20 protein-coding genes are annotated in these 19,054 nt (G+C 63.1%); 5 read left to right on the top strand and 15 right to left on the bottom strand.

The features are described from left to right. Positions 1-2: 2 nt before the first annotated feature. Together O3306_RS09610 and O3306_RS09605 are read left to right on the top strand one after the other, a co-directional pair. Positions 3-1,319: a hypothetical protein gene (locus tag O3306_RS09610; RefSeq protein ID WP_272006259.1), complete on the top strand. Its 1,317-nt coding sequence runs from the start codon at positions 3-5 to the stop codon at positions 1,317-1,319. Next, on the top strand, positions 1,316-2,101 hold the full coding sequence (locus O3306_RS09605) for a hypothetical protein (RefSeq protein WP_272006256.1): 786 nt from the start codon (positions 1,316-1,318) through the stop codon (positions 2,099-2,101). Before O3306_RS09610 ends, O3306_RS09605 begins: the two co-directional genes overlap by 4 nt. A 16-nt stretch (positions 2,102-2,117) precedes the next feature. Here the strand turns inward: O3306_RS09605 and O3306_RS09600 are convergent, their stop codons facing one another. The 4 genes from O3306_RS09600 to O3306_RS09585 all read right to left on the bottom strand — a co-directional run bounded on the left by O3306_RS09600 (position 2,118) and on the right by O3306_RS09585 (position 6,014). Then, entirely contained in the window at positions 2,118-3,302 is a 1,185-nt protein-coding gene (locus O3306_RS09600; protein ID WP_272006253.1) for a vWA domain-containing protein, read from the bottom strand. 8 nt (positions 3,303-3,310) lie between these two features. After that, complete coding sequence (locus O3306_RS09595; protein WP_272006250.1) at positions 3,311-3,478, bottom strand: hypothetical protein; 168 nt, start codon at positions 3,476-3,478, stop codon at positions 3,311-3,313. Positions 3,479-3,481: 3 nt separating this feature from the next. Beyond that, a complete protein-coding gene (locus tag O3306_RS09590) occupies positions 3,482-4,849 on the bottom strand; it encodes a DUF2927 domain-containing protein (RefSeq protein ID WP_272006248.1) in 1,368 nt (455 codons plus the stop codon). Between the two features lie 325 nt (positions 4,850-5,174). Then, a complete protein-coding gene (locus O3306_RS09585; RefSeq protein ID WP_272006585.1) occupies positions 5,175-6,014 on the bottom strand; it encodes an AAA family ATPase in 840 nt (279 codons plus the stop codon). A gap of 195 nt (positions 6,015-6,209) precedes the next feature. Here O3306_RS09585 and dksA point away from each other — a divergent pair, with 195 nt between their 5' ends. Together dksA and O3306_RS09575 are read left to right on the top strand one after the other, a co-directional pair. Then, positions 6,210-6,632, top strand: coding sequence for an RNA polymerase-binding protein DksA (dksA, locus tag O3306_RS09580; protein WP_272006246.1), 423 nt, complete (start codon positions 6,210-6,212; stop codon positions 6,630-6,632). A gap of 72 nt (positions 6,633-6,704) precedes the next feature. Continuing rightward, entirely contained in the window at positions 6,705-7,865 is a 1,161-nt protein-coding gene (locus O3306_RS09575; RefSeq protein WP_272006243.1) for an FAD-dependent monooxygenase, read from the top strand. A 6-nt stretch (positions 7,866-7,871) separates the two neighbouring features. Here O3306_RS09575 and O3306_RS09570 read toward each other — a convergent pair whose 3' ends face one another. Beyond that, positions 7,872-8,285, bottom strand: a complete 414-nt coding sequence (locus O3306_RS09570; protein ID WP_272006582.1) for a Fur family transcriptional regulator — start codon at positions 8,283-8,285, stop codon at positions 7,872-7,874. 354 nt (positions 8,286-8,639) lie between these two features. Between O3306_RS09570 and O3306_RS09565 the strand changes: the two genes are divergently transcribed. Further along, a complete protein-coding gene (locus O3306_RS09565; protein ID WP_272006240.1) occupies positions 8,640-9,959 on the top strand; it encodes a DEAD/DEAH box helicase in 1,320 nt (439 codons plus the stop codon). A 193-nt stretch (positions 9,960-10,152) separates the two neighbouring features. On the opposite strand, the gene O3306_RS09560 is transcribed toward O3306_RS09565, so the two are convergent. The 10 genes from O3306_RS09560 to O3306_RS09515 all read right to left on the bottom strand — a co-directional run bounded on the left by O3306_RS09560 (position 10,153) and on the right by O3306_RS09515 (position 19,015). After that, a complete protein-coding gene (locus O3306_RS09560) occupies positions 10,153-11,403 on the bottom strand; it encodes a cation:proton antiporter (protein ID WP_272006237.1) in 1,251 nt (416 codons plus the stop codon). Between the two features lie 100 nt (positions 11,404-11,503). Continuing rightward, entirely contained in the window at positions 11,504-12,925 is a 1,422-nt protein-coding gene (locus tag O3306_RS09555; RefSeq protein ID WP_272006234.1) for a protein adenylyltransferase SelO, read from the bottom strand. 84 nt (positions 12,926-13,009) lie between these two features. Next, positions 13,010-13,456: a GNAT family N-acetyltransferase gene (locus tag O3306_RS09550; protein WP_272006231.1), complete on the bottom strand. Its 447-nt coding sequence runs from the start codon at positions 13,454-13,456 to the stop codon at positions 13,010-13,012. Next, a complete protein-coding gene (locus O3306_RS09545) occupies positions 13,453-14,394 on the bottom strand; it encodes a nucleoside hydrolase (RefSeq protein ID WP_272006228.1) in 942 nt (313 codons plus the stop codon). The genes O3306_RS09550 and O3306_RS09545 overlap by 4 nt, the downstream gene beginning before the upstream one ends. 48 nt (positions 14,395-14,442) lie before the next feature. Further along, a complete protein-coding gene (locus O3306_RS09540; protein WP_272006226.1) occupies positions 14,443-14,670 on the bottom strand; it encodes a ribbon-helix-helix domain-containing protein in 228 nt (75 codons plus the stop codon). An 18-nt stretch (positions 14,671-14,688) separates the two neighbouring features. After that, positions 14,689-14,865: a DUF4169 family protein gene (locus tag O3306_RS09535; protein WP_272006223.1), complete on the bottom strand. Its 177-nt coding sequence runs from the start codon at positions 14,863-14,865 to the stop codon at positions 14,689-14,691. After that, complete coding sequence (gene fumC / locus O3306_RS09530; protein WP_272006220.1) at positions 14,862-16,253, bottom strand: class II fumarate hydratase; 1,392 nt, start codon at positions 16,251-16,253, stop codon at positions 14,862-14,864. Before fumC ends, O3306_RS09535 begins: the two co-directional genes overlap by 4 nt. A 172-nt stretch (positions 16,254-16,425) precedes the next feature. Further along, entirely contained in the window at positions 16,426-16,875 is a 450-nt protein-coding gene (locus O3306_RS09525; RefSeq protein WP_272006218.1) for an SspB family protein, read from the bottom strand. A 69-nt stretch (positions 16,876-16,944) separates the two neighbouring features. After that, positions 16,945-18,201 carry a chromate efflux transporter gene (chrA, locus tag O3306_RS09520; RefSeq protein WP_272006215.1) on the bottom strand — a complete coding sequence of 419 codons (1,257 nt, stop codon included), beginning with the start codon at positions 18,199-18,201 and terminating at the stop codon, positions 16,945-16,947. Between the two features lie 4 nt (positions 18,202-18,205). After that, positions 18,206-19,015: a chromate resistance protein ChrB domain-containing protein gene (locus O3306_RS09515; protein WP_272006213.1), complete on the bottom strand. Its 810-nt coding sequence runs from the start codon at positions 19,013-19,015 to the stop codon at positions 18,206-18,208. Positions 19,016-19,054: the final 39 nt, after the last annotated feature.

The raw sequence follows: 19,054 nt of genomic DNA, 5'->3' as shown, positions 1-19,054 counted from the left end.
ATATGGATGAGGACATTTCGCGCGGTGCGCGCGGCGATGCAGAGGGCATCCGCTATGCCAGCGAGTTGACGGGGCATGTGCGCTGGCTGGACGGGATTACCGGTGCGGCACTGGGGGTTCTGGCGACGGCTTCTGGGATTTACACCTACCTTGGAGTGTCGTCGCTGCTGGATGATACAGGTGTGCTGAGCTTTGCGGCGGCCGCGTCCTATTCCATCGCGGTGTCGGTAGGCATCTTTGTTTTCTGGTCATACCTGATGCGACTGCTGCCGGCGGTGCGCACGATGGGTGCGCGGATCGGGCTGATGGTGTCGATGCTAATCGGGTCGCTGGCGATCATCGCCATGTCGTCCTGGCTGAATGCTGCCGCACTGGCCGGGTCCGCCGCGGTCGAGCAGCACCTGGCGAAAACTGTACAGGAATACCAGGCCTCACTGGAGCGGGCCAATCTGATCGCTGTTTCGGCGCAAGGGCTGGAGCGTGACGTGGCACGGGTGCGGCAATCGTTCGAGGATCTGAGCGAGCAGGAGGCCAATGGCGATCTGTCGGGACTGGCGGGGCGCGGCGCGGTGTTCCGGGTCTTGCGGCAGAAATCGGATGAATTGCGCGGGCTGGAGGCGCAGATCGCCACCCAGGCGCCGCTGGTTGCGGCGGGCTTTGCCGAGGGCAACGCGATTCTCAGCCGGATGCGGGCGCTGACGGTGGAGCCGGGACCGGTCGAGCCGCGATCGGTTCAGTTTTCCGAAGAGGCGGTGCGACTGGCCGGTATCATCACCCAGCTGCGGCAATTGTCGGTCGCCCCACTGGTGACGCGCGCGGCGCAGGATCTCGCGGCCTCGGTGGTGCTGCCCGAGCTTGACGGGCGCACGGGGGCTGCGCGCGGCGATCAGCAGAGCACGATCACGTCGGTTCTGAAGGTGCTGGGGCAGCGGGCAGACACGCTGCGCAGCGCGGCAGAAGCGGTGATTGCCATGCCTCCGCCGTCTGACACCACCTATACGCCGATCTCTGCTGCGGATGCGGTGATCCTTTACGCGGGCAATTTCGCGCCGTCCTGGGCGGGGGCGATCGCCATTGATCTGCTGCCTGCCGTGTTGGTGCTGATCCTCATGGTGGCGCAGGCCGCGATCCGCTCGGGCCGTGACGGCGTGCGGGTGGAAGAGACGCTGACCCTGTCGGAGTTGCGTGGTGCGATGCTGGCGCTGCGCGAGATGGAGGCGATGCACGCGGCACCTGCACCCGAGGCCGAGCGCCCGACGCGCCAGCCCAGGGCGGCGACGGGACTGAAGCCGGTGGATGACGCCGGAAAAACCGGATGAGCCCGAGCGAGGCGTCCCCGCCGCGGCGCGGCTGGAACACGCGCCGGGTATTGCTGGCGGTGCTGGGGCTGCAACTGGGCATGGCCGTTTTTCTTGCCGGGTGGGATGTCATCAACGCCCTGCCGCAGATGGCCTGGCCGTCCCACCAGCCGCAGTTGACCACGCCCGTGACCCCGGGCGATCAGCAGCGACGCTACACGCCGCGCGACATGCCGTTGCCTGACACGCGGCCCGGCACGCCCGAACGCCCGTATCGCAATACCGCCGACATGCCGCAGCGGCTGGAATTTCGGCGCGAAGGCGATGTGCTGCTCGCGACGGGGGCAATCGAGTCGGGTGATGCGCTCCGGTTTCAGGAGGCTCTGGCGCGTGAACCGGACCTGAGCCGCGTGCGGCTGAACAGCCCTGGCGGATCAGTGCGCGATGCGCTGGAAATCGGCCGCAGCCTGCGCGCGGCGGGGCTGGAGACGGTGATGGACGCGCAGGATGTGTGTTTCTCGGCCTGCCCCTATATGCTGGCGGCCGGTACCGCGCGCCGGGTGCATGCGGACGCACAGGTGGGGGTGCACCAACACTATTTTGGCAAAAGCACGGTATTGCCTGCGTTTCTGGCGGTGGAGGATATCCAGCGCGGGCAGGGCGAGGTGATGAGCTATCTCGATGCGATGGGCGTGGACACGCTTGTGATGCGGCATGCGCTGGCGACGCCGCCGGACGAGATCTATGTGCTGTTGCAAAGCGAGTTGCTGGAATACCGGCTGGTGACGGACGTGGTGGAGTAGGGGCTCGCGAAACGCTTTAGCGGGTGAGCATCTTCATGCCGCGTGAGAGACCTTCGAGGGTCATCGGAACCATGCGCGCATCGAAGATTTCCTGGATCATCAGCGTCGACTGAGTATGATTCCAGCGATTTTCCGGCACCGGGTTTATCCAAACGTGATCGGGCCACTGTTCGCGGGCTCGGGTCAGCCAGACCTGCCCGGATTCGGGATTCCAGTGCTCATTCGCCCCGCCGGGATAGGCGATCTCGTAGGGGGACATGGCGGCGTCGCCCACAAAGATGCATTTGTAGTCGGGGCCATAGGTGTTGAGCACTTCGTGCGTGGGGGTCTGCGCATCCCAGCGGCGGCGGTTGTCGCGCCAGACGCCCTCGTAGAGGCAGTTGTGGAAATAGTAATATTCGAGATGCTTGAATTCGGCACGAGCGGCCGAGAAAAGTTCCTCCACGACGCGGATATGGCTGTCCATCGAGCCGCCGACATCGAGAAAGAGCAATATCTTGACCGCGTTGCGCCGCTCGGGGCGGGTCTGCACATCAAGATAGCCGTGCTCGGCGGTGGCGCGGATCGTGCCATCGAGGTCCAGTTCTTCGGCGGCGCCGTCGCGGACCCATTGGCGCAGGCGTTTCAGGGCCACCTTGATGTTGCGCGTGCCCAGTTCCACGTCGCCATCGAGGTTGCGGAACTCGCGTTTGTCCCAGACCTTGACCGCGCGCTGGTGACGCGATTTGTCCTGGCCGATACGAACGCCTTCGGGGTTGTAACCATAGGCGCCGAAAGGCGAGGTGCCTGCGGTGCCTATCCATTTATTGCCGCCCTGGTGACGGCCCCGCTGTTCCTTGAGCCGCTCCTTCAGGGTTTCCATCAGCTTGTCAAAACCGCCGAGCGCCTCGATTTCGGCCTTTTCGGCATCGCTCAGGTGCTTTTCAGCCAGTTTTTCCAGCCATTCGGCGGGCAGGTCCACGGCATCGAGCACGTCCTCGGCGGTGAGACTGTCGAGCCCCTCGAAGCTGGCGGCGAAGGCCCGGTCGAAGCGGTCGATGTGGCGTTCGTCCTTCACCATCGACGCGCGGGCAAGGTAATAGAACGCCTCGACATCATAGGTGGCGAGCCCGGCGCTAATCCCGTCGAGAAATGTCAGGTACTCGCGCAGGCTGACCGGAACGCCGGCCTTTCTGAGGGTCTCGAAGAATGGCAGGAACATCGCGGCGCTCAGCGCATGATGCGGTCAAGCGCGATGGTGGCGAAAAGCCCGGCCAAAGCGAAGGCCAAGGCGTAGACGACGGCATATTGCAGGATATCCGCGATGCGGCCCTTGCGGCGGCGGGCCTGATAGGCCCCAAGCGCGGCGCCGATGAGGGCCGCTAGCACGATGATCATGGCTTACCCGTTTATTCCCTTTAGCGGGTTCAGGGCCGCTACCTCGCGCAGTTTCGCACGCACGGCCCAATCCGCGCCGTATCCGTAACGTGCCCAGCCGAGGCTGTCCAGACGCACGATGCGGGCTTCCGCGATGCGGCCGGTCAGTTCCAGCGCTTCGGCGCGCAGCATCATCAACGAGGCTAGAAGGGCGGCGTTTTCGTGCTGCTCGGCCACGGCCAGTTGCGGTGTGACAAGGTTCAGGGCGACATCACCGCGGCCATGCGCGATGGCATAGGCGGCCAGTTGTGCCGCGGTGTGGGCGCGGTGCAATGCGGTGCCGGGGCTGCGCCGGAAATAGGCATCGGCGGCGGCGAACTGGTTCTGCGCATAGTCCGGGTCGCTGTTCTGCGTCAGGCGGCCAAGCGCGTAATGGCTGAAGCCCCGGCGCTGATCGGTCCAGCCTGAGGTTTCGGCGATGCGCAATGCGGCCTGTGCGGCGCTGCGCCGCTGTCCCGGGCCGGCACCGGGGCCAAGCGCGGTCTGGATCGCGCGGATCCACGCGCGGGGCGTGGCGCTGACAGGGCGCGGCGCGATATGTTCGCCGTGCGGGTTGAGACGGGCCAGGATGCCGGGCAGGCGGGCGGCTACGTCCGCGCGCGACATGCCGGAATGCAGCTCCGGGGCGTAATAGGCGCGCAGGATCAGCATGTCGAACCCGGTGAGCACCGTGTGCACGTTATCGTCGTTGAAGACCGAGTCGGGCAGCCGGTAGAGATCGTTGAGCGGTCCGATCGCCTGGGCCAGTTCCTCGTGCAGGCAATCGCGCACCTCTTGCGGGGCGGCATCGCTGGGCACGAAAATCGCGATCTTGGTCCGTCTGGTCAATGTGCTCCAGTTCGTCTGGCGCGAGCGCTTGGCCGAGCGGTATTGCGACAGGCGCGAGATGTTGGGCACGACGAAACACGCGGCCTGCGGCAGGTGGCGCCGGATCTCGGCGCGCGGCACCGCCTCGATCGTGATATTTGCATTGGCGTTGGTGACCTGGCTGATATTGATGCCCGCCTCGGAGCGCAGACGATGCAGCAAGCGGCCCAGATCGGGCTGAAGCGTGGGGGGCGGGGTGCCGATCACGCGGACCGAGATCGGGCCTTCGAAGCGCGACAGCACTTTCAGTTCGCGCCCGGATTCGAGCTGTAGGCTGAGATCGAGGAAGTCGCGGGCGATGTCCCGATTGGAGCGCGCGGGCGGTGTCGGGCGCGCCACGGCAAAGACCTTGATCGGGGGCATCGAGGTTTGGGCAAGTGTCGCGGCGCGCGTGGTCACGTCGCTCGAGGCACCCGGCATGCAAGCCCCGAGCAAGAGGCAGATTGGCAAAATCAGTCGGCGCATAAGGTCCCCGAAAAAAGAATTGTCACCCGAAACCTTGCGACCAACGCAGCAGAGAGCCCCGGTCGCGATCACAGCGAAAAAGAACGCGAACCACGGCCGGCGCAGGCCATGATATCGCCCCGGCCTACGCCAGAGCCGGGTCGCGGGCAATGTTGTAACTCATCCTGACGTCTGTAAGGAGCATTTGGGGCGAAAATGCGGCTTGATCTCTCTGCGCGATCCCGGAAGATATTTTGTCATTTCTACAGTATCTTAACGTTCAAGTCTGCGCCTGCCAAGGTCATCAGGCAAGGCGTCGGGCGCATCCTGCAAAAGCGCGGCGCATCTAGCGTTGTCGGCGCGCCATGAAGGCCAGACGCTCGAACAGATGCACGTCCTGTTCGTTCTTCAGCAGCGCGCCATGCAGGCGGGGCAGGGCGTCGGCACCGCTCTTTTTCAGGTCTTCGGCGGTCAGATCCTCGGCCAGCAACAGTTTGAGCCAGTCAAGAACCTCGGAGGTTGAAGGTTTCTTCTTGAGGCCCTGTTGGTCGCGAATTTCGTAGAATTGCGTGAGCGCGACGCTGAGCAGCGAGTCCTTGATGTTCGGATGGTGTACCGCGACGATCTTCTTCATCGTCTCCATGTCGGGAAAGCGGATGTAGTGGAAAAAGCATCGCCGCAGAAAGGCATCCGGCAGTTCTTTTTCGTTGTTGGAGGTGATGATCATGATCGGACGATGGCGCGCCGAGATCGTTTCGCCGGTTTCGTAGACGTGAAACTCCATCTTGTCGAGTTCCTGCAGCAGATCGTTGGGGAATTCGATATCGGCTTTGTCGATCTCGTCGATCAGCAGCACCACCTTTTCATCCGCGTCAAAGGCCTGCCACAGCTTGCCGGGGCGGATGTAGTTGGCCACGTCATGCACCTTCTCTTCGCCCAACTGACTGTCGCGAAGGCGGCTGACGGCGTCGTATTCATACAGGCCCTGATGCGCCCGAGTCGTCGATTTGATGTTCCATTCGATCATCCGTAACCCGAGGCCCCGGGCGACCTGGCGGGCCAGTTCGGTCTTGCCAGTACCGGGCTCGCCCTTGACCAGCAGCGGGCGTTCCAGAGTGACGGCGGCATTCACCGCGATGGTCAGGTCATGGGTGGCGACGTAATCGTCCGTGCCTTCGAATTTCATCACGTTTTCAATCCTTTTCGTGCCGTTACTCATCGGCGTCGCGCGGTACAGTAACGAGAGGGGCAAAACACATCAATGCATCGTGATTGTCTAGTGACATTCGACCTTTCATGCAGTAGACGCTGGCACAAAAGGGGACACAAGGTGTCGAAACCGGATATCAAAAACAGCCTTGATGTTGATGAGGGTAAGCATATGAAAACAGAAGTTTTCTTGCCGGAGGACTATCGACCGGTCGATGACGAACCGTTTATGAATGAGCGGCAGCTGGAATATTTCCGGCGTAAACTGCTGGATTGGCGCGATGATCTGCTGGCAGGCAGCCGCGACACGATCGAGGGTTTGCAGGACGGCACCCGCGCAATCCCCGATGTGGCCGACCGGGCGAGTGAAGAAACCGACCGCGCGCTAGAGTTGCGCACCCGCGATCGCCAGCGCAAATTGGTGGCCAAGATAGACCAGGCGCTGCGCCGGATCGAAGATGGCGAATACGGATATTGCGAAATGTCCGGCGAGCCGATCAGCCTCAAGCGGCTGGATGCGCGCCCGATCGCGACCATGACCCTGGAAGCGCAGGAGCGCCACGAGCGCCGCGAAAAGGTCCACCGCGACGACTGACCGCGCCGAAATCGAAGAATTTGCTGACGCCGGGGCTTTCGCTCCGGCGTTTTTCGTTTCATCACCGGTCGCATGGATATGCATGCATTGAAGATTGCCGTGATTGGCGGTGGGATCGGCGGGTTGGCCGTGGCCCGTGCCTGTGCGCTGCGCGGTGCGCGCGTCACGCTCTATGAACAAGCACCCGCCATCACCGAGGTCGGCGCGGGATTGCAGATCAGCCCGAACGGTTTCGCGGTGCTGCGGGCGCTTGGTCTGGGCGATGCGTTGCGCGGCGCGGGGCAGCAGGCCCGCGGGATCGCACTGCATGACTATCGCGGCGCGCGGGTGGTGCGGCTGGATCTGGGGGCCTTGCAAGAGCGTGACTACTGGTTCGTTCACCGGGCCGACCTGATCGACATCCTGCATCGCGGCGCACTGGATGCAGGGGTAACGATCCGACTGGGTGCCAAGGTGCATGACGCCGGGCCGGGGCCGGCCCTGCGGACGGATGCGGGTACGCAGAGCGCCGATCTGGTGATTGGCGCGGATGGGCTGCATTCGGTGCTGCGCCCGGCGCTGAATGGCGCCACTGCGCCGTTTTTCACCGGTCAGGTCGCGTGGCGCGCCACTGTGCCCGCTCCCGGTTCAGCCACGGCCGAGGCACGGGTGGACATGGGGCCGCGCCGGCATCTGGTCAGTTATCCGCTGCGCGACGGGCAGTTGATGAACCTTGTGGCGGTCGAGGAGCGCGCCGCGTGGACCGCAGAAAGCTGGAGCCACGAAGGCAATCCCGATCAGCTGCGCGCGCAGTTTTCCGGGTTCGGCCCCGCGGCGCAGGCGCTTTTGGCGCGGGTGGACATGGTGCATCAATGGGGCCTCTTCCGGCATCCGGTCGCGGCGGTCTGGGGCCGGGACGGTGTGGCGCTTCTGGGCGATGCGGCGCATCCGACGCTGCCATTCATGGCGCAGGGGGCGTGCATGGCGCTGGAAGATGCGTGGGTTCTGGCCGCGATGGTGGCGGCCAAGCCGGACATGGGCACAGCCCTGGCCGCCTATCAGGCCAAGCGCGAAGGGCGGGTGCGGCGCGTCGTGAGTGCAGCGAACGGCAATGCGTGGAAATATCACCTGTCCTTTGCGCCGCTGCGCTTTGCGGCCCATTCCGTGATGCGGCTGGGGGGGCTGGTCGCACCGGTACGGATGATGCGGCAGTTCGACTGGATCTACGGGCATGACGTGACGGCCGAGAGGTAGCCCGCGCTACCGTTTCTTCAACGGCACACCGTAGAGTTCCATCTTGTGGCCGGTCAGGCGGTAGCCCAGCTTGGCCGCGATCTTTTCCTGCAGGGCCTCGATCTCGGGGTCGACGAATTCGATCACATCGCCGGTCTTGAGGTCGATCAGGTGGTCGTGATGTTCGCGCTCGGCATCCTCGTAGCGGGCCCGCCCGTCGCCGAAATCGACCTTTTCCAGAATGCCGCTTTCCTCGAACAGTTTGACCGTCCGGTAGACCGTGGCGAGCGATATCCGCGGATCACGGGCGCTGGCACGGGCAAAGAGCTCGTCGACATCAGGATGATCATCGGACTCTTCCAGCGCAGCGGCAATGGTTCGTCTTTGGTCAGTCATGCGCAGACCCTTGGCCGCGCAACGGTCGATAATGGTTTCGATCATGGTCAGTCTCACGCCCGGTGTTCCCTACGAATACGGGGTTTGGCAGGCGGATTCCACCGCTATTCGGCGTTTGTTTTTGACGATACGGTTGACTTTGCTGCGTTGCAGTATCATATGCCTCTCAACCGACATTTCCTGCCGCGTGAGCAGCGGGCAGCCAAGATGGCCTGCCACTACATATGAAATGTCGCGGAATGATCCCAAAATCACGCGTGGGGCCAGCCGTCTGAACGGCGTTATGGCATCTCCGCCGTTGCGTCAGGACCCGGGCGGAACCACGACCATCGCAGGGCGCGCCGCGTTTCTGTGTAGAAATTGCGGCGTCCTGTATTGGGCGTCCGAAAGGATATAAATTTGAATTTGTTTGAAGAAATGGGGCTGCCCAGCAGCCTGGTCAAGAAACTCGCCGCACAGGGCATCACCGATCCGACACCAATCCAGAGCCATGCGATCCCGCATGCGCTGAATGGTTTCGACGTGATGGGCCTGGCCCAGACCGGCACCGGCAAGACCGCAGCATTCGGTCTGCCGTTGATTGCGCGAATGATGGAGCAAAACACACGGCCGGGGCCCAAAGCGGTTTCCAGCCTGATCCTTGCCCCAACGCGCGAACTGGCCGGCCAGATCCGCGATACACTGTTGCCGCTGGTTCGTGACACGCCGATGAAAATCGGTGTTGTTGTGGGCGGGCAGTCAATCAACGTCCAGATCAACCGTCTGGACAAAGGCACGCATATCCTGGTGGCGACACCGGGTCGCCTGTTGGATCTGTTGGATCGCCGCGCGGTGCGTCTGGACGAGGCAAAGTTCCTCGTGCTGGATGAAGCTGACCAAATGCTTGACCTTGGTTTCATCCACGCGTTGCGCAAGATTGCCGGCATGATCCCCGCCGATCGTCAAACCATGCTTTTCTCGGCAACGATGCCAAAGCAGATGGAAGAGATCGCAGGAAGCTACCTCAAGAACCCCAAGCGGGTGCAGGTTGCGCCCCCGGGCAAGGCCGCTGACAAAGTGACGCAAGAGGTGCATTTCATCGCGAAAGCGGAGAAGCCGGGCCTGCTGATCGAGTTGCTGGACAAGCACCGCGACGAACGTGCGCTGGTCTTTGGCCGCACGAAACACGGGTCTGACAAGCTGGCCAAGAAGCTGGAAACAGCTGGTTATGCCGTGGCCACCATCCACGGCAACAAAAGCCAAGGCCAGCGTGATCGTGCGCTCAGGGCGTTCCGTGATGGCGACGTCAGGGTTCTGGTCGCGACCGATGTGGCCGCACGGGGTCTGGATATTCCAGACGTCAAGCACGTCTATAACTACGAGTTACCGAACGTGCCGGAAAACTATGTGCACCGGATCGGACGCACGGCGCGGGCGGGCAAGGATGGCGCGGCGATCGCGTTCTGTGCACCCGACGAAATGGGCGAACTGAAGGATATCCAGAAGACGATGGGCATCGCGATTCCCGTCGCTTCGGGGCGCGCATGGGCAGACCTGCCTGATCCGACGGCCAAGCCCAAAGGGCGCGGTGGCCCCGGTGGTGGACGCGGTGGCCGACGCGGGACCGGTGGACCGAAAGGTGGTGCCGGAGCGCATGGCGCGCCGGGTGGTGCGGGCAAACCGCAACAGCGGCGTCGTCGGCGCAGTGGTGGTGGGAGCGGGCCGCAGGCTGCGGCCTGAGCCCATTTCCCTGTCGTTTTTGCTCGGTGCAGTCGGAGTGACCCGCGCCGGGTAAATGCCAGATCACCGATTTGATCCTGCCAGAGGCGTGCCGTTGATGTTCGGCACGCCTCTGGCGCGTTTGGCGCGGGTGAATAGGGCACGCAGGTATCACCGCCGCGTTTCCACCAGTTGCGTCACCGCGCCGGCCGGCTCAAACCAGATCTGGCTCGCGCCCCATACGGTTTGCCAGCCGCGCCACCGTCAACCCCTGCACGATGATCGAGAATATCACGATCATGTAGGTCGCGGTCAGGATCAGCGGCTTCCATTCGCCTTCAGGCAGGCTGAGCGCCAGCGCGACCGAAATCCCGCCCTTCAGCCCACCCCATGTCATGATCGGGATCACCCCGCGTGAAAAGTCGCGGAACGGGCGCAGCATGAGAACCGGGATCGCCACCGCCGCAAGCCGCCCGATCAGCGCCAGTGCGATCGCCATTGCCCCGGTCGTCAAAATATCGGCCCCGAAGGCGATAGCGAACACCTCGAACCCGATCATCAGGAACAGCACGGCGTTCAGGATCTCGTCGATCAGTTTCCAGAACCCGTCGACATATTGCCGGGTTTCCGCGCTCATCCCATATTTTGCGCCGACATCGCCAATCAGCAGCCCGGCGCAGACCGCCATGATCGGCGCCGAGATATGCAGCCACACCGCCAGTTCGTAGCCGCCGAACGCAAGGCCCAGCGTCAGCAGCACTTCGAGCGAGTAGTCGTCGATCAGGCGCATCACCCGGAATGTCAGCCAGCCGAGCACCAGCCCGAGCATCGCACCGCCCAACGCCTCGCGCAGAAACAGGGTGCCGGCCCCCAGAAGCCCGCTATCGCCGTGATGTTCCCCCGACGGGAAGGCGATGCCGACCAATACCAGGAACACCACATAGCCAACGCCGTCGTTAAAGAGCGACTCACCCGCAATCTGCGTCTCCAGCGATTTCGGCAGATTCGCCTCGCGCAGCACGCCCAGCACGGCCACCGGATCGGTGGGCGAGACCAGCGCGCCAAAGACCAGCGCCACCAGCAGTGGCATGCCGGTGAGCCAGCTGAAGCCCACGCCGATAATCACGGTCGAGAGGCCAACCCCGATGGTGGCCATCAAGAACACCAGCAGCCATTCCGCCCGAAGGTCCGAGATCTTGACATGCAACGCCCCGGCAAAGAGCAGTAGCCCCAGCATCCCCTCCAGCAGGGCGTCGGAGAAATCGATGCCGGTGACAAAGCCGCGCACCTGATCGGCAACGCCGAGCGCGGGCCAGATCAGATCGATCCCCAACAGGCCGAATGACGCAAAGAGCGCAACGACCAGAATGCCGATCGACGAGGGCAATTTGAGGAAAAGATAGTTGATCGCCCCAAACGCGCCCGCGAGGACGATCAGCAGCGAGGTGATTTGCAGGATCGTCATGGGATGAAAGCTCCGCCTGTCGCGTTTCGGACAGGCGTAACACGCGCGGCGTGCCGGGGGAACAACGCGTTAAGCCGACGCCCGGTGGCCGCCAAACGCATCAAGTGCCGCAGAATGTCTGCTGCACCACCTCGGAAGGCTCGGGCGGGCGCATCAGGTCGTGCGCCTCGGGCTGGTCTTGATACGGGTGCGAGAGCACATCAAGCAGCCGCTCGAATGGCGCCATGTCGCCTGCGACGGCGGCGTTGATCATCTGTTCGATCCGGTGATTGCGCGGGATGAAGGCAGGGTTGGCCGCATCCATGCGTGCCTGCCACCCCGTCTCTTGCGCCACGCGGGCCTGCCAACGGGCCTGCCAGGGATCAAACCGGGCGGGATCGAGAAACTGATCGCGCGCCTGTGCGCTGGCCAGATTGCGGAATGTGTTGGTGAAATCCGCGCGCCCTTCGGCCATGAGGGTCAAAAGGTCGTCGATCAACCCGCGATCAGCCTCGGTCGCGGCGGCCAGGCCGATCTTGGCCCCGAAAAGACGCAGCCATTCGGCGTCTGCGATCCCTGGCACGGCGTGCACGATCTCGGTAAAGCTGGCGATGGCCGCCTCCTGATCGGGCATCAAGGGCACCAACGAAGTGGCAAGCTGCGCCAGATTCCAGGTGATCACGTTGATCTGGTTATCATAGGCGTAGCGGCCCTGCGCATCGATCGAGCTGAACACGGTTTGCGGGTGATAGGTGTCGAGGAACGCGCAAGGCCCGTAATCGATCGTCTCGCCTGAAATGGCGGTGTTGTCGGTATTCATCACCCCGTGGATGAACCCCACCGACAGCCAGCGCGCCACCAGTTCCGCCTGCCGCTGCGCGACCGCGCGCAGCAGGCCTTCAGGGCCTTCTGCCTGTGGGTAATGCCGTTGCAAGACGTGGTCGCAGAGCGTCTGCAAGGCGTCCGTGTCCCGCCGGGCCGCAAAGTACTGAAACGTGCCAACGCGGATATGGCTGGCGGCGACGCGGGTCAGCACGGCACCGGGCAGGGCGCCCTGTTCGCGGTAAACCGGCTCGCCCGTGGCGACGGCGGCCAGCGCACGGGTGGTCGGCACGCCTAGGGCATGCATCGCCTCGCTGATCACATATTCGCGCAGGACCGGTCCCATCCAGGCGCGCCCGTCGCCCATGCGGCTGTAGGGGGTGGGGCCAGAGCCCTTGAGCTGGATATCGCGGCGCTGTCCATTGCTGTCCACCACCTCGCCCAGCAGGTTGGCGCGCCCGTCACCAAGGGCTGGGTTAAACCCGCCGAACTGGTGGCCTGCATAGGCTTGCGCCAGTGGTATCGCGCCGCCCGGAACGCGGTTGCCCGAAAATACCTCGGCCAGCTCATCTTCCGGTCCGGGGGTGATCCCAAGCTCTTCGGCCAGCGCGGTGTTGAAGCGCAGGAGTTGCGGCGTGCGCACCGGTTTGGGATTGATCCGGGTGTGGAAATGCGGCGGCAATCGCGCATAGCTGTTATCAAAGGGGATATGGAGGCTCATGATCCCTAACTAATCGCTCTGCACATGAAATCCAGCCTTTGTTTGCGGCACGGCCGGTGCCGCGCTTCTTTACTGGGCAAATACTCAAAAGCGCCGGGTCATCAGCATATATTGCTCTCGCGGCTCGAAGTGCAGCTTAGCATAGAGCGCGCGGGCCTTTTCGTTGTCGCGCCGGACCTCCAGATGCAGCGCTTTGAGGCCTGCGCCCGCCAATGCCTTGGGCAGGGAGTTCAGGATTTCGCTGCCGATGCCGCGCCCGCGCACACCGGGGCGGATGTAGATCTCGTCAAGAAACCCGTCGAGCCCGCCGAATTCCAGCGACCAGCCGAAACACACCACCGCATAGCCGATGGGCGCTCGCACCGGGCCGACGATGTAGACCGCGCCATGCGGCGACCCTTCGAGCAGCGGCACCAGCGCCGCGCGCAGAGTGTCAGGGTCAGGCGGCAGGCCCTCTTCGATCTGGAAGGCCGTGCAGAGCGGCATCAACCGGTCCAGATCGTCAGGTTTGGCAAGGGTCAGTGCAGTCACAAGCGGGCCAGCCTTTCAGTCAGCAGGGCAAAGAAACCATCTACATCCAGATCACCGATAAAAAGCGCATTCGGCGCGCGATCCGTGACGCCCCACCAGTCGGCGACGGTCATTCCCATGGTCAACTCGGACGCGGTTTCAACCATGACATTGACGTGTCGGCCGGTGAAGAGTTCCGGGGCGATCAGGTAGGCGGTCACGCACGGGTCGTGCAACGGCGCGCCGAGGCTGCCGTATTTCGACTTGTCGTAGCGCTCGAAGAAATCCGTCATTTGCGCCACCGCCATACCGACGGGGGTGCCAAGTGCGCGAAAGGCGTCGTTGCGGGCGCGTGTCACCAGCGCCTTGTGTGTCACATCGAGCGGCATCACCGTGATCGGCACGCCAGAGGAAAACACGATATCGGCCGCGTCGGGGTCCACATAGATGTTGAATTCCGCCGTGGGCGTGACATTGCCCACTTCGAAATAGGCCCCGCCCATGAGGACGATTTCCTGCACCTTTTCAATAATATCCGGCGCCTTGTTAAACGCTGTCGCGATATTGGTGAGCGGCCCGATAGGGCACAGCGTGACGGTGCCTGCATCATGGCGGCGCAGCGTGTCGATGATAAACTCGGTGGCGTGCCGGTCCTGCAGGGGCATTGTCGGCTCGGGCAGGTCCGGCCCGTCAAGGCCGGTGCGGCCATGCACATGCTCCGCAGTGACCAGCGCGCGTCCCAGCGGCCGGTCGCATCCGGCAAAGACCGGGATGTCCGGCCGGCCCGCCAGTTCGCAGATGATCCGGGCGTTGCGCGTGGTCAGATCAAGCGGCACGTTGCCCGCGACGCAGGTGATGCCCAGAAGGTCGAGCTCATCCGGGCTGGCCAGGGCCAGCAGGATGGCCACGGCGTCGTCCTGTCCGGGATCGGTGTCGATGATGATCTTGCGCGCGTTCATGCGCGCGACCATGCAACGCGCGCCGCACATTGTCCATGTGGCGCAGGTTCAGGTGGACGAAGTTTGCCGGTAGTGGCGCAGCACGTATAGCCGGATGGCCGACGCAAGGCCGAGATCGGCCCCGCGTTCGGCATCAATTTTGGCTGCCAACGCGTTGACAGGTATTGATTTTTCCGCCGCAATCTGGCGAAAGGCCTGCCAGAATTCATCCTCCAGCGAGACGCTGGTGCGGTGACCGCGCAGCGTCAGGGAGCGTTTGGCAGGCCGCTGTGTCATGGCGCGATCATCGCAAGGTCAGGTTTCGCGTTTCTTGGCGTCCAGGTTTTCCGAGATCTTCTGTGCCTTGGCCTTCAGCAGCTCCTTTTGCGCCTTGGTCTGCCCAAACTGGACGGCGTTTTCGTCTGCACGGGCGCGGCGAGAGGCGCGGTTGCGCTCTTTCCTGGCCTTGTTCATGTTCAGCGGAGTTGTCATTTTGGTCCTACCATGTTTTCGGGTCTTACGACCCGGTCAAATGTTTCGGCGTCGACAAAGCCCAGGGTGATGGCCTCTTGCTTCAGCGTTGTGCCGTTCTTGTGTGCGGTCTTGGCGACCTTGGTCGCGTTATCATAGCCGATTTCGGGGGCCAGTGCAGTGACAAGCATCAGGGATTCGCGCATCAGCTTGTCGATACGGGTTTCATCCGCTTGCAGCCCGACAACGAGATTGTCGGTAAAGGTCGAAGCTGCGTCGCCCAGAAGTTGCATGGATTGCAATACGTTATAGGCCATCATTGGCTTGTAGACGTTCAGCTCAAAATGCCCCTGTGACCCGGCAAAGCCCACGGCGGCGTCATTGCCCATCACTTGTGCGCAAACCTGGGTGAGCGCTTCGCATTGAGTCGGGTTCACCTTGCCGGGCATGATCGAGCTGCCCGGCTCATTTTCAGGCAGGATCAGCTCGCCCAGCCCGCAGCGGGGGCCGGAGCCGAGAAAGCGAATGTCGTTTGCGATCTTGAAGAGCGAGGCGGCCACGGTTTTCAGAGCGCCGGAGATTTCCACCATCGCGTCATGGGCGGCCAGCGCCTCGAACTTGTTTGGTGCGGTGACGAAGGGCAGGCCGGTGATTTCGGCCATGTTGCGGGCGACCATCACATCCCAGCCCTTGGTGGTGTTGAGCCCAGTGCCGACGGCGGTGCCGCCCTGCGCCAGTTCATAGATCCGGCCCAAAGCATCCTTGATGCGCTGGATGCCCATGGCGACCTGATGGGCGTAGCCGGAAAATTCCTGCCCCAGGGTCAGCGGTGTGGCGTCCTGCGTATGGGTGCGGCCGATCTTGATGATATCGCCCCAGGCATCGACCTTGGCTTGCAGGGCCGCGTGCAGCTTCTCCAGACCGGGCAGGGTGACGTCATTCGCCATCATCGCCGCCGAGATATGCATCGCGGTGGGGAAAGTGTCATTCGACGATTGGCCCATGTTGCAGTGATCATTGGGGTGAACCGGATCCTTGGAACCGATGGTGCCGCCAAGCAGCTCGATCGCGCGGTTGGCGATCACTTCGTTGGCGTTCATGTTCGACTGGGTGCCTGATCCGGTCTGCCAGACCACCAGCGGGAAATTGTCGTCCAGCTTGCCGGCGATCACTTCGCCCGCTGCTTCGATGATGGCATTGCCGCGTTTTTCGTCCAGCTTACCCAGTTCGATATTGGCCTGCGCGCAGGCTTTTTTGATCACACCGAGGGCGCGCACGATGGCCACGGGCTGTTTTTCCCAGCCGATGGGGAAATTCAGGATCGAGCGTTGGGTCTGTGCGCCCCAATATTTGTCGGCGGGTACTTCGAGCGGGCCAAAGCTGTCGGTTTCGGTGCGGGTGGCGGTCATGTCGCGGCTCTCCTTGGAAGGTTGTGCCAAGTCATACCGTCTGGCGCGGAAAGTTCAATGTGGCGTGTGCTGGCACAACGCATGACGGGCGATTATGCGACCGCAAACCGCAGACCCGGTGCTGCGGACGATGCCTTGATTTATGGCGCGGGGAACGCGGCGGGCAAGTTGCCTATTTGCGAAAGCTGTCGAGGCTGACAATCTCGGCGTCGGGCTTGACCGGCGGGGCCGCATCCTCTTCGACCTCGGTCTCTTCCTCGTCCTCGTTTTCCTGTGTCTCGAACCGCAGCCCGAATTCCACGGACGGGTCGACGAATGTCTGGATCGCGTCATAGGGGACAAAGAGGTTTTCGGGCGCGTCGCCAAAATTCAGTGTGATGCCAAAGCCTGTCTCGTCGACTTCGAGGTTATCGTACCAATGCTGCATCACCACCGTCATCTCGGTCGGGTAGCGTTCCTTGAGCCAGTCAGCCAGCCGGGCGTCGGGATGGGTCGTGTCGAAGGTGATGAAGAAATGATGTGCGCCCGGAAGCCCGTTATCCCGGACTTCCTTCAAAACCTCCTGAATCAGGCCGCGCATGGCCCGATGCATCAGATTTCCATAGTCAATGGTGCCAGACATACTCTCTCCTGGAGGTGTGCGTACAGCATAAGGGATTCGAAGCAAAACAAAAGGGGGGCCGCACACACTTCAGGGCAACACATGCACCATTCCGCCCGCTGCTGCAATCAGCGCCAACGCGGCCATCATCGGCAGGCGCAGCACCAGCATCAGGACGAATGCGAGCGTCACAAGGCCAAGGGCCACGGGCGAGAAGCTGTCGACTACCGGCGCCGCGCCGAAATCCGTTTTGATGACCCGGCCAAACAGCACATGCAGGGCGAACCACACCGACAGGTTCAAGATCACGCCGACCACCGCCGCCGAGATCGCCGCGAGCGCGCCTTTCAGCCGGGGCTGGCCGAGCAGCCATTCGACATAGGGCGCCCCGGCAAAGATCCACAGGAAACAGGGCACGAAAGTCACCCAGAGCGTCAACGCGCCCGCCATCAGCGCCAGCGGCAGCCCGCCCTGGGCATAGCCCGCCAACAGGCCGACAAATTCGGTGACGAGGATCAGCGGGCCGGGCGTCGTTTCGGCGAGGCCGAGCGCGTCGATCATCTGGGCAGTGTCGATCCAGCCATGGGTTTCGACCACCGCCTGCGTCATGTAGGCCAGCACAGCATAGGCGCCGCCAAAGGTCACCACCGCCAGCTTGCTGAAGAAAAGCGCTATCTCCCCCAGAAACGCCGGATCGTTGGCATAGGCCAGCGCGACAGGCGCGGCCCAGATTGCGGACCAGAGCAAGACTGTGCGCAGCGTTCTTGTGGCGGGCAGGGCAGGCGGTGGCGCTGTCTCGGCATCACCTGCGCTGCGGGTTGTCATGTAGCCCCAGAACGCGGCGGCCATGATCAATAGCGGGAACGGAGCCGAAGCAAAGAACATCAGGGCGAAACTCAGACCTGCCAGACCCCAATGTGCGCCGGTCTTCAGCGCCTTGCGCGACAGTGACCAGAGCGCGCGCAGCACGATCACGATCACCGCCGCCTTGATCCCCAGAAATGCCGCCTGCACCAGTGGCAACTGCCCGTAGCTGGCATAGGCCAATGCCAGGGCCAAGATTACTGCCGCGCCGGGCAGCACAAAGAGCAACCCGGCAATCAGGCCACCGGGCGTGCCGCGTAGCCGCCAGCCGGCATAGGTGGACAGCTGCATCGCCTCGGGTCCGGGCAGCAACATGCAAAAACTGAGCGCGCCGAGAAACTGCGGCTCGGTCAGCCAGCCACGCCGTTCCACCAGCTCCTCGTGCATCAGCGAGATCTGTGCTGCCGGCCCGCCAAAGGACAGCAGGCCGATACGGCCAAAGCTGCGCAGGAACTCTGCCAACGTCACGTTGTCATGTTGCATTCGTTCAGGCCGGTTCGTGCGGCCAGTCATGGCCTTCTTCGGCCCCGTCACGCGCCCAGCGAAAGAGCCCGTCGTAAAGCGCCATGCCCGCTGCCAGCTGTTGCTGGTCGTCGCTGTATTGGCGCGACAGGCCCACCGAGATCGCCAGCAGGCCGGGGGCGACGGGATGCAGGTCATGCCGGTTGGTGTCGGCCGCGCGCACCGCCAGTGCGAGCCGCCCCAGCGCCGGACATTTCAGCTCGAATTCATCCAGCATGGTGTCAAAGGTACAGCGATCACCGCGATGGCCGAAATGCACGCCTTCCACGTCGAATGGCGTGGCCCCGAATTGCTCTGCGGCGTTCTCCACCTCTGACCCTGAAACGAACAGGAACTTGGCCTCGCGGTCGACAAAGCGCCGAATCAACCACGGGCAGGCGATGCGGTCGATCTTTGGCCGGGTCGGGGTGATCCATACGGTTGTTCCATCCGCATTGCTGGGGATCGTGGCGACTGGCACCAAGGGCATCCCCGCGTCGCGCCAAGCCATCACGCCGCCCGTGAGGTATTCGGAGGTGGCACCGTTGGATTGCAGCCAGCTGACGACCCCCTGGCTCAGCTTGCAACCCTTCTGGCAGACGATCACCGAAGCCCGTCCCTGCAGCCGCTCGATCAGCCCGTTCATGTCGGTGTGCCGGTGGCGGATCGCGCCGGGGATCAGGCGGGGATCCTGTGCAAAATCTTCGTCCGTGCAGACATCGACGACCACCGGGCAGACGGGCGTGCCAATCAGGCGCCTGAGATGGCCGGGAGTGATTTCATTTGGACTAGACAAGTTTGCATCCTCTGACTGTGGCAGTGGATGCGACTTCGG

It is taken from the genome of Roseovarius sp. ZX-A-9 (assembly GCF_028369135.1).
In the GTDB taxonomy this organism is placed as follows: domain Bacteria; phylum Pseudomonadota; class Alphaproteobacteria; order Rhodobacterales; family Rhodobacteraceae; genus Roseovarius.
The sequence above is the reverse complement of the archived record's forward strand: the minus strand, read 5'-3'. Positions and strand labels throughout refer to the sequence as shown.

Coding starts and splice junctions, on each gene's coding strand:
- O3306_RS09610 (WP_272006259.1), top strand. CDS start 3: ATGGATGAGGACATTTCGCGCGGTGCGCGCGGCGATGCAGAGGGCATC.
- O3306_RS09605 (WP_272006256.1), top strand. CDS start 1,316: ATGAGCCCGAGCGAGGCGTCCCCGCCGCGGCGCGGCTGGAACACGCGC.
- O3306_RS09600 (WP_272006253.1), bottom strand. CDS start 3,302: ATGTTCCTGCCATTCTTCGAGACCCTCAGAAAGGCCGGCGTTCCGGTC.
- O3306_RS09595 (WP_272006250.1), bottom strand. CDS start 3,478: ATGATCATCGTGCTAGCGGCCCTCATCGGCGCCGCGCTTGGGGCCTAT.
- O3306_RS09590 (WP_272006248.1), bottom strand. CDS start 4,849: ATGCGCCGACTGATTTTGCCAATCTGCCTCTTGCTCGGGGCTTGCATG.
- O3306_RS09585 (WP_272006585.1), bottom strand. CDS start 6,014: ATGAAATTCGAAGGCACGGACGATTACGTCGCCACCCATGACCTGACC.
- dksA (WP_272006246.1), top strand. CDS start 6,210: ATGAAAACAGAAGTTTTCTTGCCGGAGGACTATCGACCGGTCGATGAC.
- O3306_RS09575 (WP_272006243.1), top strand. CDS start 6,705: ATGGATATGCATGCATTGAAGATTGCCGTGATTGGCGGTGGGATCGGC.
- O3306_RS09570 (WP_272006582.1), bottom strand. CDS start 8,285: ATGATCGAAACCATTATCGACCGTTGCGCGGCCAAGGGTCTGCGCATG.
- O3306_RS09560 (WP_272006237.1), bottom strand. CDS start 11,403: ATGACGATCCTGCAAATCACCTCGCTGCTGATCGTCCTCGCGGGCGCG.
- O3306_RS09555 (WP_272006234.1), bottom strand. CDS start 12,925: ATGAGCCTCCATATCCCCTTTGATAACAGCTATGCGCGATTGCCGCCG.
- O3306_RS09545 (WP_272006228.1), bottom strand. CDS start 14,394: ATGAACGCGCGCAAGATCATCATCGACACCGATCCCGGACAGGACGAC.
- O3306_RS09540 (WP_272006226.1), bottom strand. CDS start 14,670: ATGACACAGCGGCCTGCCAAACGCTCCCTGACGCTGCGCGGTCACCGC.
- O3306_RS09535 (WP_272006223.1), bottom strand. CDS start 14,865: ATGACAACTCCGCTGAACATGAACAAGGCCAGGAAAGAGCGCAACCGC.
- fumC (WP_272006220.1), bottom strand. CDS start 16,253: ATGACCGCCACCCGCACCGAAACCGACAGCTTTGGCCCGCTCGAAGTA.
- O3306_RS09525 (WP_272006218.1), bottom strand. CDS start 16,875: ATGTCTGGCACCATTGACTATGGAAATCTGATGCATCGGGCCATGCGC.
- chrA (WP_272006215.1), bottom strand. CDS start 18,201: ATGCAACATGACAACGTGACGTTGGCAGAGTTCCTGCGCAGCTTTGGC.